11 protein-coding genes are annotated in these 13,434 nt (G+C 67.4%); 7 read left to right on the top strand and 4 right to left on the bottom strand.

Annotated features, from left to right (window positions below; all coding sequences use genetic code 11):
• Positions 1-205 precede the first annotated feature (205 nt).
• From EFY87_RS06060 to EFY87_RS06075, 4 genes are all read left to right on the top strand, one after another.
• On the top strand, positions 206-1,603 hold the full coding sequence (locus EFY87_RS06060) for an ABC transporter substrate-binding protein (RefSeq protein WP_181445454.1): 1,398 nt from the start codon (positions 206-208) through the stop codon (positions 1,601-1,603).
• Complete coding sequence (locus EFY87_RS06065) at positions 1,600-2,568, top strand: carbohydrate ABC transporter permease (RefSeq protein WP_123270574.1); 969 nt, start codon at positions 1,600-1,602, stop codon at positions 2,566-2,568. Before EFY87_RS06060 ends, EFY87_RS06065 begins: the two co-directional genes overlap by 4 nt.
• Positions 2,565-3,467 (top strand): carbohydrate ABC transporter permease, encoded by a 903-nt coding sequence (locus EFY87_RS06070; protein WP_123270575.1) that lies wholly within the window; start codon positions 2,565-2,567, stop codon positions 3,465-3,467. Before EFY87_RS06065 ends, EFY87_RS06070 begins: the two co-directional genes overlap by 4 nt.
• 239 nt (positions 3,468-3,706) lie before the next feature.
• Positions 3,707-5,824, top strand: coding sequence for an alpha-galactosidase (locus EFY87_RS06075; RefSeq protein ID WP_245988511.1), 2,118 nt, complete (start codon positions 3,707-3,709; stop codon positions 5,822-5,824).
• Between the two features lie 106 nt (positions 5,825-5,930).
• Here the strand turns inward: EFY87_RS06075 and EFY87_RS06080 are convergent, their stop codons facing one another.
• Together EFY87_RS06080 and EFY87_RS06085 are read right to left on the bottom strand one after the other, a co-directional pair.
• Entirely contained in the window at positions 5,931-6,695 is a 765-nt protein-coding gene (locus EFY87_RS06080) for an SDR family NAD(P)-dependent oxidoreductase (protein WP_123270577.1), read from the bottom strand.
• Positions 6,692-7,867: an acyl-CoA dehydrogenase family protein gene (locus EFY87_RS06085; RefSeq protein WP_123270578.1), complete on the bottom strand. Its 1,176-nt coding sequence runs from the start codon at positions 7,865-7,867 to the stop codon at positions 6,692-6,694. The genes EFY87_RS06080 and EFY87_RS06085 overlap by 4 nt, the downstream gene beginning before the upstream one ends.
• A 119-nt stretch (positions 7,868-7,986) precedes the next feature.
• On the opposite strand from EFY87_RS06085, the gene EFY87_RS21250 reads away from it, so the two are divergent.
• Genes EFY87_RS21250 through EFY87_RS06100 form a run of 3 tightly spaced genes read left to right on the top strand, consistent with a single transcriptional unit; the run spans position 7,987 to position 11,863 of the window.
• Entirely contained in the window at positions 7,987-10,104 is a 2,118-nt protein-coding gene (locus EFY87_RS21250; protein ID WP_123270579.1) for a DUF6421 family protein, read from the top strand.
• The gene (locus EFY87_RS06095) at positions 10,101-10,799 is read left to right on the top strand and encodes an SDR family NAD(P)-dependent oxidoreductase (RefSeq protein ID WP_123270580.1); all 699 of its coding nucleotides are present in this window, start codon (positions 10,101-10,103) and stop codon (positions 10,797-10,799) included. Before EFY87_RS21250 ends, EFY87_RS06095 begins: the two co-directional genes overlap by 4 nt.
• On the top strand, positions 10,796-11,863 hold the full coding sequence (locus EFY87_RS06100; RefSeq protein WP_123270581.1) for a threonine aldolase family protein: 1,068 nt from the start codon (positions 10,796-10,798) through the stop codon (positions 11,861-11,863). The genes EFY87_RS06095 and EFY87_RS06100 overlap by 4 nt, the downstream gene beginning before the upstream one ends.
• On the opposite strand, the gene EFY87_RS06105 is transcribed toward EFY87_RS06100, so the two are convergent.
• Both EFY87_RS06105 and EFY87_RS06110 read right to left on the bottom strand, forming a co-directional pair.
• Positions 11,779-12,717, bottom strand: coding sequence for an SGNH/GDSL hydrolase family protein (locus EFY87_RS06105; protein WP_342769102.1), 939 nt, complete (start codon positions 12,715-12,717; stop codon positions 11,779-11,781). The two genes, EFY87_RS06100 and EFY87_RS06105, sit on opposite strands and share 85 nt — an antisense overlap.
• Positions 12,714-13,391 (bottom strand): uracil-DNA glycosylase, encoded by a 678-nt coding sequence (locus tag EFY87_RS06110; protein ID WP_123270582.1) that lies wholly within the window; start codon positions 13,389-13,391, stop codon positions 12,714-12,716. Before EFY87_RS06110 ends, EFY87_RS06105 begins: the two co-directional genes overlap by 4 nt.
• Between the last annotated feature and the right edge of the window lie 43 nt (positions 13,392-13,434).

Below are 13,434 nucleotides of genomic sequence, written 5' to 3' on the forward strand. Positions count from 1 at the left end.
ACCGGGGGCGCCATACCGCCGCGCCCGCTACGCCCGCCGAAGGACCGCTGGACCGATCCTGAGTGTCAGCCGTGCACATCGCCGAATCCCTTGACACCCAAATGTTGAAGTGCTTGCATTCCTTTGGTCGAAAGTGAACGAATTTGTTTGATTCTCGACACTTCAACTCCTTGGGCAGCAATGCCGTTCATCGGAAGGCCACATCATGGTCGAGTCAGCAGACACTCCTTCGAACACTGGACCCGGCGCCCAGGGCATCGCCCGACGCCTCGGCCTCGGTGCCCCGGTCACCCGGCGCGGCGCGCTCGCGGGCGCGGCGGCGATCGCCGGCGCCGGCTTCCTCAGCGCGTGCGGGACAAAGGGCAGCGGCGGCGGAGGAAAGAGTGCCGCCCCGACCGGCGCCGACAAGAAGTCCGGCGGCGGCAACTCGGTCACCTTCGGGTCCAACTACTCCGACCCGGCCCCGAAAGAGGCGTTCGCGTCGCTGATCTCCGCCGCGGAGGCCAAGACCGGGGTCAAGGTGACGATCAACACCGTCGACCACAACACCTTCCAGAACAACATCAATTCCTACCTGCAAGGCACCCCGAACGACCTGTTCACCTGGTTCGCCGGATACCGGCTGCAGACCTTCGCCTCCAAGGGTCTGATCGACCAGATCGACGACGTCTGGGACACGATCGGCAGCGGCTTCCCCGACCCGATCAAGGCCCTGTCCAAGGGTGCCGACGGGCATTACTACCTGGTGCCGATCTACAACTACCCCTGGGTCGTCTTCCAGAACATGACGGTCTTCGACAAGCACGGCTACGAGGTCCCGAAGGACTGGGACTCGCTGATCACGTTGTGCAAGAAGATCAAGGGCGACGGGCTCATTCCGTTCGCGTTCGCGCAGAAGGACGGCTGGCCCGCGCTGGGCACGTTCGACATCCTCAACCTGCGGATCAACGGCTTCGAGTTCCACATGCAGCTGTGCCAGCACAAGGTGCCGTGGACCGACTCACGCCTCACCGCGGTCTTCGACCACTGGCGGGAGTTGCTGCCCTACTGCCAGACCGGTGCCACCGGCCGCATCTGGCAGGACGCCGCGAAGACGCTGGAGAGCGGGCAGGCGGCGATGATGTTCCAGGGCACCAACCAGGTCGCCGCGCAGTATGTCGCGGACAAGGCCGACCTGAAGGCCCTCGACTTCTTCGTCTACCCGGAGATCAACCCCACCTGGGCCCAGGACTTCATGGACGCTCCGGCGGACGGTTTCTGTATCTCGGCCAAGGCGAAGAACGTCACCGCTGCCAAGAAACTGCTCGAATACATCGGGACGGGTGACGCCGAGGCGGCATACCTGAAGTACGACCAGTGGGACGTTGCCGTGGCCTCCGATGCGAAGGTGCCGAGCTACAACGCCATCCAGAAGAAGTCGGTGGACGTCATCAGTAAGTGCAAGTCGGTCGCGCAGTTCCTCGACCGTGACAGCGACGGTGGGTTCGCCGACAACACAGTCGCTGCCGCGTTCGACAGCTTCATCAACAACCCGACCGCGGGTGAGGCCAAGTCGATCATGAAGAGTCTCGAAGCCCAGGCGAAGACCGTCTTCACGTCATGACGCACAGCGACGTGCGCGCGGCTCCGGCAGCAAAATCGCCGGGGCCGCCGCGCCGCCGACGGAGGCGTCTACGGGCGTTCTCCCGGCGCGACAAAGTGCTGATGGCGGTGATGCTCGGCATCCCGCTGCTCGCCGACGTGTGCTTCATCTGGCTGCCGGCAGTAGCCACGGTCGGGCTGTCCTTCACCACCTGGGACAACCTCGGCGGCTTCAGCTCGATCAAGAACAACGGCCTGGGCAACTATAAGTTCGCCGCGCAGGTCGACCCGCAGTTCTGGCCGGCGATCTGGCACAACGTGCTGTGGCTGCTGGTGTTCGTCTGCATCGCCACGCCGCTCGGCATGCTCTTCGCGGTGCTGATCGACCGCAACATCCGCGGCAGCCGGATCTACCAGAGTGTGCTGTTCCTGCCGGTGATGTTGTCCCTGGCACTGATCGGCATCATCTGGGAGCTGATCTACTCCCAGAACTTCGGCCTGCTCAACACGATCCTCGGACGAACCGGGAACACCAACGCCATCGACTGGCTCGGCAACCCGCACCTGAACCTGTGGGCGGTGCTCGTCGAGGCCAGCTGGCGGCAGGCCGGCTATGTGATGGTGCTCTATCTGGCCGGACTGAAGGCCGTCGACCCGACATTGCGGGAAGCGGCCGCACTGGACGGCGCCGGCGCCTGGACGACGTTCTGGCGGGTCATTTTCCCGGTGATGCGCCCGATCAACGTCGTCATCCTGGTCATCACCGTGATCGAGTCGCTGCGCGCCTACGACTTGGTCTACATCACGTCCAAGGGTGCGGTGCTGCCTGGCCTGGAGCTGCTGTCGATGCTCGTCACCGAATGGATCATGGGCCAGACCCAGCGCATCGGTTACGGATCCGCGCTGGCGACGGTGTTGCTGCTGGTCTCCCTGGTGCCCATCTGCATCTTCTTGTGGACCAACTTCCGGAAGGAGCGGACCCGATGACCGCCACCGCAAAAGTGTCGGCGCCCCCCGGGGTCGGTGCCCGGACTCCCGCGGGACGAATCGCCGCAACGGCGTTCATGATCGTGATGACCGTGTTGTGGATCCTGCCCATCGTCTTCGCGATCTACGTGGCGTTGCGGCCGATGGCGAGCACCGCCAAGTATGGCTACGTCTCGCTGCCGCACGGCGGGCTGACGTTCCACAACTTCAGCTCCGCCTGGTCGCAGGGCGACATGGTCCACTACTTCCTCAATACGGTCTACATCGTGGTGCCGGCGGTGATCGTCACCCTGGTGCTGGCATCGGCGGTCGCGTTCGTGCTGTCCCGGCTGCGGACCTGGTGGAGCGTGGCGCTGCTGATCCTCTTCACAGCAGGCAATCTGCTGCCGCCGCAGGCGATCATCACCCCGCTCTACTGGATCTACACCCAGCTCGTCGTGCCCGGGTGGATGAGCTCGTCCGGCACGCTCTACAACACCTACCTCGGGCTGATCATCATCAATGTCACCTTCCAGTTGGGCTTCTGCGTCTTCGTGCTGCGCAACTTCATGGCGAGCATCCCCGAGGAGATGTACGAAGCCGCTCGGGTCGACGGTGCGAGCGTATTCACCCAGTGGTGGCGGCTGACGCTGCCGATGTGCCGCCCGGCGCTCGCCGCACTGGGAACCCTGCTGACGACGTGGATCTACAACGACTTCTTCTGGGCGACGGTGCTGATGAGTTCGGGCAGCAAACGCCCGATCACCTCTGCCCTCAACGATTTGCAAGGGCAGTTCGTCAGCAACCAGAACCAGATCGCGGCCGCGGCGCTCCTCGCCGCGATCCCGACCCTGGTCGTCTACCTGGTGCTGCAACGGCAGTTCATCGCCGGGCTCTCGCTCGGCTCCACCAAGGCCTGACCTTCCTGGCCCGGCCGGTTCGACAGGAGAGCCATGAACTCTTGCTCCCGAGTTGCCGACGTCACCGGGATCTGCCACCTTTCCGGGGCCGTGGGTGCCGAAGGCAGCCGAGTCCAGTGGGTTCGCCGTGACCTCCTGAGATGTCCCCTCAACGCCGGCCACGCGTCCGCCACTGCTGACGCGGATGCGCGGCCGGTCCCCATTTTCCCCGTCAGGCAACAGAATTGGACAACGTGACCATGCTCTTTCCCGGGTGTGCCGGAACGAATCTCTGCTTCGACGAGCCCGTGGCGGGCGAGCCGCTCCCGCTGCTCAGGCCGGTGGTGTGGGGGCACGGAGCTGCAGCTGGGGACGGGCTGTCGCCGCGTCCCGGCCGTCCGTTGCTGATCGAGGGCTGGCGCCCCGATGTCGTGCGCCCGGGCTTGGCCGGGCATCGCGTCGTCGCGGACTCCGGGTCGGGGTTTGCGGCCGGCCGTTCGTGGACCACGAAGTTTCTGCTCTCGTCGATCTCGCGGACCGATCGTGTTCTCACGATGAGCGCCGAGGATCGCGACGCCGGTCTCGGGTTGGAGACCGAGGTGGAGTCGTTGCTGGGCGGCGCCATACGCATCCGGCATACGGTGACCAATCGCGCGCCCGGCCACTACCTGCTGGACGAACTGTCGGTGAGCGTGCCGATCGCTGACGATCTCACCGAGGTGCTCGACTTCACCGGGCGGCACGGCGGCGAGCGATCACCGCAGCGGCACCACGTTGCCGATGGTGTGTGGCTGAGGGAGTCGCGCGCCGGCAAGCCGGGCTGCGGCTCGGCGACGATGCTGGTCGCGGGGACTTCTGGTTTTGGCTTCGCGCACGGCGACCTGGTGGGGCTGGCCGTGGCGTGGGGCGGCAATTCGCGCATCGGCATCCAGCGTGGACCGCAAGGTGTTGCAGCACTTTTCGGCGGTGAGCTGTTGCAGCCTGGTGAGGTCGTGCTCGGCGAGGGCGAGAGTTATCGCACTCCGTGGGTGTTCGTCGTCGCTGCGGGCGACGGGCTCGACGGCGTGGCCGGTGCACTGCACGACTGGCAGCGTTCGCTGCCGGCGCACCCGGGCCCGCAGCCGGCGACGCTGAACGTGTGGGAGGCGGTCTATTTCGATCACCGGCTGGAGAAGCTCGAGGAACTCGCCCGCCTCGCGGCCCGGGTCGGGATGGAACGCTTCGTGCTCGACGACGGCTGGTTCCATCTGCGGCGAGGGGACCACGCCGGCCTCGGTGACTGGTGGGTCGACGATCAGGTGTGGCCCGAGGGCCTGCGCCCGCTGGCCGACACCGTGCACGGATTCGGCATGGCGTTCGGGCTCTGGTTCGAGCCGGAGATGGTCAACCCCGACTCCGACCTGTTCCGGGCGCACCCGGAGTGGGTGCTGCAGCCGGCCGGGCGATTGCCGGCGGAGCAGCGCCGTCAGCAAGTGCTGGATCTGACACAGGACGCTGCCTGGCGGTGGGTCCGCGACCGCATAGATGCCGTATTGACAGAGGCATCAGTCGATTTCGTGAAGTGGGACCACAATCGCGATCTGCTGGAGGCTGGCAGCACTGCCGCCAGGGGAGCCCCGGCATACCACGCCCAGAACGTGGCCTATCTGCGTCTGCTCGACGACCTGCGGGAGCGGCATCCGCAGATCGCCTGGGAGTCGTGCGCGAGCGGTGGCGGCCGGATCGACCTCGGCACGATCGAGCACGTGCAGCGGTTCTGGACCTCGGATATGACGGATGCGCTTGCCCGGCAACGGATCCAGCGGTGGACGGTGCAGCTGATCGCTCCCGAATACCTCGGCGCGCACATTTCGGCGCCGGGGTCGCATCAGACGGGCCGGCATTTCGATCTCGATTTCCGGGCCGGCACAGCGCTTTTCGGATCATTCGGCATCGAGTGGGACCTCACCGCAGCGACGGAGGAAGACCTGGACCGGATCGCCGAGTGGACGCGGATCTACCGTGCGCATCGCGCGTTGCTGCAGGGCGGCCGGACCTTCCGCTGTGATCTGCCGGGCGCGGAGGTGCATGGCTACGGCGTCGTCGCGCCCGACGGTGGGGCGGCGATCCTGGCACTGGCCCAGCTCGACGAGAGCGTCGCCAATCGCGGTGTGACACTGCGGATTCCGGGTCTGCGGCCGGACGCGTCATACCGGGTCTCGTGGCTGGGTCCGGTGGACCTCGCCGCAGGTTCGGGTACGCCGGCACTCGACCCGGCCGGACCGCTGGGCGATCACCCGATCTCCGGCGCAGCCCTGGCGGAGACCGGTCTGTGGCTGCCCCGGCGCAAGCCGGAGACGATCACCGTCATGCATATCGCCGTTGCGGAGCCCGAGTAGAGGCATGCCTCCGAGCGGTGTGAGACGACGACCAGCACGGTGCCGGTGCTCCGCGAGCTTGCGAGCGGGAGCCGGCGCTGGGCTGCGAGGAGTCGAGCCAGATAGCTCAGCGAGGAGGCATGCGGAGCGCGCCGTCCAGGCGGATGACTTCACCGTTGAGCATGGGGTTGTCGACGATGTGCGCGACGAGCGACGCGTATTCGTCGGGGCGACCAAGCCGGGAGGGGTGGGGGACCTGGGCTTCGAGCACGGACTTCACGTCGTTCGGGAGACCGGCGAGCATCGGGGTCTCGAAGGTGCCGGGCGCGATGGTGACGACGCGAATTCCCTTGTCCGCCAGGTCTCGTGCGGCGCTGAGGGTCAGTCCGACGATGCCGGCCTTGGACGCCGCGTAGGCCGCCTGGCCGATCTGCCCGTCATACGCGGCGATCGACGCCGTCATCGTGATGACGCCTCGGTCGTCGTCGACGGGCTCGTTGCCGGCCATCCGCTCGGCGGCCAGCCGCACCACGTTGAAGGTGCCGATGAGGTTGATCTGCACGACCTTGCTGAACGCGTCGAGCGGCAGCACGCCGCGCTTGCTGAGGATGCGACCGGGGGTGGCGACTCCTGCACAGTTGACGACGATGCGCAGCGTGCCCAGCTCGGCAGCCGTGTCGAGAGCGGTCTGCACCTGCGCCTCGTCAGTGACATCAGCGGCGGCGAATCTTGCTCTGTCGCCGATGGATTCGGCGACGTCGGCGCCCTTGGAGGTCGGCAGGTCGAGGATGACGACGGCCGCACCCTGCGCCGCGATCTTGCGTGCGGTGGCCTCGCCGAGGCCGGAGCCGGCCCCTGTGACCAGGGCGACGGTGCTCGAGTCGATGTTCATCGGGTGGTGCCCTTTCCGTTGCTGATGTCCTTGAGCAGGTGTCGTGAGATCACCAGGCGTTGGATCTGGTTCGTGCCTTCGAAGATCTGGGTCACCTTCGCCTCGCGCAGGAAGCGCTCGGCCGGGAAGTCGGTGGTGTAGCCGGCGCCGCCGAGGACCTGCACGGCGTCGGTCGTCACCCGCATCGCGGCGTCGGTGGCAACGAGTTTGGCCACTGCGGCCTGCTTGGCGAACGGGCGTCCCGCGTCCTTGAGGCGGGCGGCGAGCAGGTAGGTCGCGCGGGCCGCGGTGACCGCCGCCTCCATGTCGGCGAGCAGGAAGGCCAAGCCCTCGAACTCGCCGATGGCGCGCCCGAATTGCGTGCGCTCCGAGGCGTATGCCGCGGCGACGTCGAGCGCGGACTGTGCCAGGCCGGTCGCAGCTGCCGCGATGCCGAGCCGGCCGGCGTCGAGTGCGGCCAAGGCGATCGGCATACCGTCACCGCGCATGCCGATCATCCGGTCGGCGGCGACCGGGACCTTGTCGAAGTGAACCTCGGCGACAGGATCGCCGGCGAGGCCCATCTTGCGCTCGGGTGCGCCGAAGCTGAGTCCGGGCGCGTCTGCCGGCACCACGAAGCACGAGACGCCCTTGCTGCCGGCGTCGTCGGTGCGGGCGAACGTCGTGTAGTAGTCGGCGTGCGCGGCGTGGGAGATCCAGCTCTTGGTGCCGGACAGCGTCGCGGTGCCGTCGTCGGCGAGCACCGCGCGCGTCCGCATCGCCGCAACATCGGAGCCGGCTTCGCGCTCGGAAAGGCAGTAGCCGCCTAGGGTTTCGCCGCCGAGCATGTCCGGAAGCAAGGCGGCGCGTTGCGCTGGGGTGCCGAAGTGCTCGACGGGGTATGCCGTGAGGGAGTGCACCGAAACTCCGACGGCGACGCTCATCCAGGCTGCGGCGATCTCTTCGACGACCTGCAGATAGACCTCGTAGGGCTGACCGCCACCGCCGACCTCCTCGGGGTAGGCCAGTGACAGCAGACCCGCCCGCCCGAGGACACGGAAGACCTCGCGTGGCGGGGTGCCGGCACGCTCGGCCTCGTCGACACGAGGGGCAAGTTCGCGTGCGGCAATCTCGCGGGTGAGCTCGATCAGGTCCGCAGCATCGGCCGTGGGAAGGATGCGTTCGACCGGCATGCCACCGAGCGTAATCCGGATCACAGAGACCACCCAACCGGGGTTGGATACAGGAATATTTACGGCATATGATGTCAAGAACGAAAGATCTTCAAGCATTGGCGAAGGATGTGACGGAAATGGGCGTCTTCCCGAAGGTGGTCGTCGAGCAGGCCCACAGCAGTGCCTGGGCACTTCGGCGCGATGTCGCCGCGACGATGAACCCGGCGAACCCGGCGGATTCGTCGTTGGAGCAGGCCGCGGAGACCCTTCGCGCGCGCGGATTCGACGTTGTCGGTCATCAGGACGGGCTCCTGGACGCAGCCGCGCTCGACGGTGCCGATGTCCTCGTCATCGACCACCCCTCCGACACCCACGCCGAGCGCGTCACCGGCGACCTGCCCCCGGTCCTCGAGCCGGCCGAGCTGGACACCGTCGTCGAATTCGTCGAGCAGGGAGGCGGACTCGTCGTTCTCGCCGAGTGCGACCAGGACACCTACGGCAACAACGTCAACGAGCTGCTCGCCCGCTTCGGCCTGCACATCACGAGCACCACAGTGCACGAATCCCTCGAGGGCGGTCGCCGGTTCCACGACAACGCGACCTGGGTGCTCGCCGAGGTCGAGGGCGGCCTCGGGCAGGGCCTGCTCGCCGGCGTCGACGAACTGTGCTTCTACCGCGCCGGCGTCATCGACGTCAGTGGTGCACCCGACGCGCAGGTGCTGGCGCGCACCAGTTCCACGGCATACCCCGCTCGGGAGCCGCTCGCCGTCGCGCTGCCGTATGGCGCGGGCCGCGTCGTCGTGCTCGCCGACTCCGACCTCGTCGGGGATGACTCGATCCACGAGCTCGACCACCGCCGCTTCTGGACCAACCTGGTGACCTGGGCAGCTGCCGCTCGCAAGCCCCGCACCACCGTGACCTCGATCGGTTCCGGTGTCGAGCGCAGCCCCGAGTGGCTGGCGCTGAAGGCGGCCGTGGAGGAGCTGCGGCTGATGCAGGCCAAGGATGGCTCCATTGACGCGGCCGAGCACGACCATGCTCGCGCTGCCGCCCTGGTCGAGGAGATGAAAACCCAGATCGCCGGGTTGGCACCGCGATTCCCGCATGACGCCGACTACCTCGCTCAGCTTCCCCTCGACCTGACCACGTGGGTCGACGGCGGTTTCGCCAAGCCCGACTTCCTCGACTCGCTGATGAAGTTCCGTCCCGACCTGTGCCGGCGGGATGGCATCGAGCACCTCGTCGTCTTCCCGATGTATACCCAGAACGGCAACCTCGACCGGGTCTTCGAGGCGATTCTGCTGTCGGTGCAGTGGCCGGACTGGCTGGCCAAGGTCGAGGAGACCTACGACAACAAGATGTTCCTCGCGGTCAACTTCATCGACTTCACCCCGGGCTACGACACCAACTCTGCGGTGCTCTTCCCAGAAACCGTTGCGGTCCGCGAGGTTCCGAAGTTCAGCTGGGGTGCGATCTTCTGCGACCGCGAAGGCGCGCGCTTCCGCCGGGTGGTCTCGGCGGCGTCCGAGCTTCTCTCGCTGCAGCTGCCGCCGGACGCTGAGCGACTGGTCGCCTCCCAAGAGCTCGCGCAGTCGACCTTCGCGATGTGGGACATGATCCACGACCGCACGCACAGCCACGGCGACCTGCCGTTCGACCCGTTCATGATCAAGCAGCGGATGCCGTTCTGGATGTACGCGCTCGAAGAGCTGCGCTGCGACCTCAACACCTTCCGCCAGGCGGTCAAGCTCGAGGACGAGGGTCAGCCCTACGCCCGATCCGTCCAGCTGGCAATCCTTTTCGACCGGCTCTTCCGCTTCCCGATCACGGGTGACCGGGTGCGCAACTACGACGGCCTCGGCGGGCAGCTGATGTTCGCCTACTTGCACAAGGCCGGAGCGCTGCACTGGACCGACAACCGGTTGTCGTTCGACTGGCGCCGGGTGCCCGAGGTCGTCGTCGACCTGTGCGGACGCGTCGAGGAGCTCTACCGCACCGGCATCGACCGGTCGAAGGTCGGGCACTGGCTGGCGGCATACGAATTCGTGACGACGTATGTCGCCCCGAGCCCGGCCTCCGCCTGGGCGAAGGGCCCGCAGGCCTTGCCGCTGGACGGGCCGGTCAAGGCGCTGGTCGACCTCGTCCAGCCGGACGAGTTCCCGCTCAACGTGTTCTACGAGGCGCTGCGCAAGAAGATGGCCGACGTGATCGCGTCCACCTCCGGCATCACCGCGGCCACCCCCGACGCCGCATGACGGATCTCTCTGGATCCGTCGTCGTCGTCACCGGCGCGGCCGGTGATCAGGGCAAGCCCACGGCAGCCGCGTTCGCGGCGGCCGGGGCAACCGTTGTCGCCGCCGGCCGAGATGCAGCCCGGCTGGCCGAGGTCGTCGCACTCGACCCGGAGCACATCGTCGCCTCGGTCGTGGACCTGAGCAACGAGTCGGCGACCCAGGAATGGGCCCGCATGCTCCTCGCCGAGCACGGCCGGGTCGACGGTCTGATGCATCTGGTCGGCGGCTGGCGTGGCGGCAAGGGCATCGTCGAGAGCGACCTGGGCGACTGGGACTTCCTGCACCTCAACCTGATTCGCACCCTGCAGCACGCGACGCGGGCGCTGCACGATCCGTTGCTGCAATCGCCGCACGGTCGTGCCGCGATCATCTCGACCAGCGGATTGAACAAGCCCCGGGCGACCAACGCGGCATATCTGACGGCGAAAGCAGGCGCCGAGATGTGGCTGCGCGCGGTAGCCGACTCCTTCGCCGGCAGCGACGCGGCTGCCGCCATCGGCCGGATCATGGCGCTGGTGACCCCGCAGATGCAGGCCGCGAAACCGGACGGCTACCAGAGGTTCACCCCGGTCGAGACGATCGCCGACTGGCTCGTCGGGCTCTATGACCGGCCCGCCGTCGACGTGAACGGCGTGATTGAGACCATTAACCGGTGAGCGACTCCCAGACATTCCCCGCGCCCCTGCACGACCCGGCCGCGCGTGGCTTCGCCAGCGACAACTACTCCGGTGTGCACCCCGAGGTGCTGGCGGCGATCGTGCGCGCCAACGGCGGCCACCAGGTGTCGTATGGCGAGGACGACTACACCGCACACCTGCAGGACATCTTCGCCGAACACTTCGGCCTGGGCGTGCAGGCATTCCCCGTCTTCAACGGCACCGGCGCGAATGTCGTTGCCCTGCAGTCGGTTACCGAACGCTGGGAGTCGGTCGTCTGCACCACCACCGCGCACATTCACGTCGACGAATGCGCGGCACCGGAGCGAATGGGCGGCCTGAAGCTGATGACCGTCGCGACCCCGGACGGCAAGCTGACGCCGGAGCTGATCGACACCGTGCCACTGCGCCGAGGCGACGAACACCACGCGCAGCCACGCGTCGTCTCGATCACCCAGACCACCGAGCTGGGCACGGCATACACCGTGGCGGAGATCCGGGCGATCGCCGAGCACGTGCACGAGCGTGACATGGTGCTGCACGTCGACGGCTCACGACTGTCGAATGCGGCTGCGAGCCTTGGAGTTTCGTTCCGTGAGATGGTCACGGACACGGGTGTCGACATCGTCTCATTCGGCGGCACGAAGAACGGTTTGATGGTCGGTGAAGCGGTGCTGGTGCTCAATCCCGACGTGGTGTCGGGCATGAAGTACCTGCGCAAGCAATCCATGCAGCTCGCCTCGAAGATGCGCTTCATTTCGGCGCAGCTGATCGCGCTGCTCACGGGTGACCTCTACCTGCGCAACGCCGGGCACGCCAACGCGATGGCGCAGCGGCTGGCCGACGGTGTGCGGGACCTGCCCGGGCTGACGATCCCGTTGCCGGTGCAAGCCAACGGCGTTTTCCCGATCCTCCCGCGCGAGGTGTCGCTGCGGCTGATGGAGCAGTTCCGCTTCTACTTCTGGGACGAGGCGGCCGGTCAAGTGCGCTGGATGTGCTCGTTCGACACCACCGAGTCGGATGTCGACGCCTTCATCGCCGCCGTCCGCGCGGAGCTGAACTGATCGGAGTTCAGCCGATCGGTCGCCGCACTGTCCTCGGGATCGTGCGGAATTGCGTCGTCCACCGAAACTGGTGACAGCTCAGGGCGTTTCGCGAGCCGGTGGTCACCTGAACTCTGGTGTTTGAGCCGCCGCTCGATCCACGGAGCCAGGTGGGTGCGTGCCCACGCGGCATGACCTTGTGCAGCTTCGAGGCGGGTGAGAGGCGGGGCCGGCGGAAGCGGGACTGCCCAGTCGCGGTCGCCGTCGCGCAGACCGAGCGTCCACGCAGCCTGCGCGGCGACGCGCTGGTGGCCGAGTGTCGACAGATGCAACCGGTCCGGACCCCACATCCGCACGTCGCGCAGCGACCGCAGCGTCCACGTGTCGAGAACGAAGGCGTCGTGCCGCGCCGCGATGCCCCAGACGTTCGCGGTGTGGATGGCGACCCGGCGGCCGATCACCTTCAGGAACGGCGCCCAGGTCGGATCGCAACTCGTCGCCATCAGCACGTCGGCCCCGGTCTCGCGGATCCGCACGACCGCACGCTCCAGGTCGTCGGCAAGGGCGTCTAGGTCGGCCTGGGGACGCAGGCAGTCGTTGCCGCCGGCGACGATGCTGACCAGGTCGGGCTGCAGCGCGAGTGCGTCGTCGAGCTGGCGGCCGGTCACGTCGGCGAGCAGCTTGCCGCGAATCGCGAGGTTCGCGTAGCCGAATTCCATGTGCTGCGAATCATTTTCGCGCGCGAGAAAGGCGGCGAGCCGGTCGGCCCAGCCGACATACGCATCGTCGTCGGTCGGCGAGGCATCGACCATTCCCTCGGTGAACGAGTCGCCGATGGCGACGTAGCGCTGCCAGCGGCGCGGTTGCGGCCTCACGGCAGGGTCCAGTCGATCGGGTCCGCGCCCTGCTCGGTGAGTAACTGGTTGGCCCGGCTGAACGGGCGCGAACCGAAGAAGCCCGAGTGTGCGGACAGCGGGGACGGGTGCGGGCTGGTCACGTAGGGGACCTGCCCGAGGTGCTCGGCCAGCCCACGTGCGTCGCGTCCCCACAGGATCGCCACGAGTGGACCGCCGCGCGCGACGAGACCGCCGATGGCGGCCGCGGTGACGTGCTCCCAGCCCTTCCCGCGGTGGCTGGCCGGAGCGCCCGAGCGGACGGTGAGGACCCTGTTGAGGAGCAACACGCCACGGTCCGCCCACGGCGACAGGTCGCCGTTCGTGGGACGCGGACACCCGATGTCGTTCGTCAGCTCCTGGTAGATGTTCTGCAGGCTCCGGGGGATGGGCGTGACATCGGGTGCGACCGCGAAGGACAGGCCGATCGCATGGCCGGGCGTGGGGTAGGGATCCTGGCCGACGATCAGCACACGTACGTCCTCCAACGGCCGCTCGAATGCCCGCAGCACCTTGTTCCCGCTGGGCAGATAGCCGTGTCCCGCAGCGATTTCCGTGCGCAGGAACGCGCCGCAGCCGGCGATCTTGTCCTGCACCGGCTCGAGCACCGGCAGCCAGGAGGGGTGCACGAGTTCCGGGAGGGGGCGCACCGTCATACCGACAACCTAACCAAGCCTCGCCGGACGCCGGACTGAGGGA

The organism is Flexivirga caeni, from assembly GCF_003724155.1.
GTDB classification, from domain to species: Bacteria; Actinomycetota; Actinomycetes; order Actinomycetales; family Dermatophilaceae; genus Flexivirga; species Flexivirga caeni.

What these genes read in the sequence shown, in the direction of transcription:
- EFY87_RS06075 (WP_245988511.1), top strand. Translation starts at nt 3,707, where the DNA reads ATGCTCTTTCCCGGGTGTGCCGGAACGAATCTCTGCTTCGACGAGCCC.
- EFY87_RS06095 (WP_123270580.1), top strand. Translation starts at nt 10,101, where the DNA reads ATGACGGATCTCTCTGGATCCGTCGTCGTCGTCACCGGCGCGGCCGGT.
- EFY87_RS06085 (WP_123270578.1), bottom strand. Translation starts at nt 7,867, where the DNA reads ATGCCGGTCGAACGCATCCTTCCCACGGCCGATGCTGCGGACCTGATC.
- EFY87_RS06070 (WP_123270575.1), top strand. Translation starts at nt 2,565, where the DNA reads ATGACCGCCACCGCAAAAGTGTCGGCGCCCCCCGGGGTCGGTGCCCGG.
- EFY87_RS06065 (WP_123270574.1), top strand. Translation starts at nt 1,600, where the DNA reads ATGACGCACAGCGACGTGCGCGCGGCTCCGGCAGCAAAATCGCCGGGG.
- EFY87_RS06060 (WP_181445454.1), top strand. Translation starts at nt 206, where the DNA reads ATGGTCGAGTCAGCAGACACTCCTTCGAACACTGGACCCGGCGCCCAG.
- EFY87_RS06110 (WP_123270582.1), bottom strand. Translation starts at nt 13,391, where the DNA reads ATGACGGTGCGCCCCCTCCCGGAACTCGTGCACCCCTCCTGGCTGCCG.
- EFY87_RS06080 (WP_123270577.1), bottom strand. Translation starts at nt 6,695, where the DNA reads ATGAACATCGACTCGAGCACCGTCGCCCTGGTCACAGGGGCCGGCTCC.
- EFY87_RS21250 (WP_123270579.1), top strand. Translation starts at nt 7,987, where the DNA reads ATGGGCGTCTTCCCGAAGGTGGTCGTCGAGCAGGCCCACAGCAGTGCC.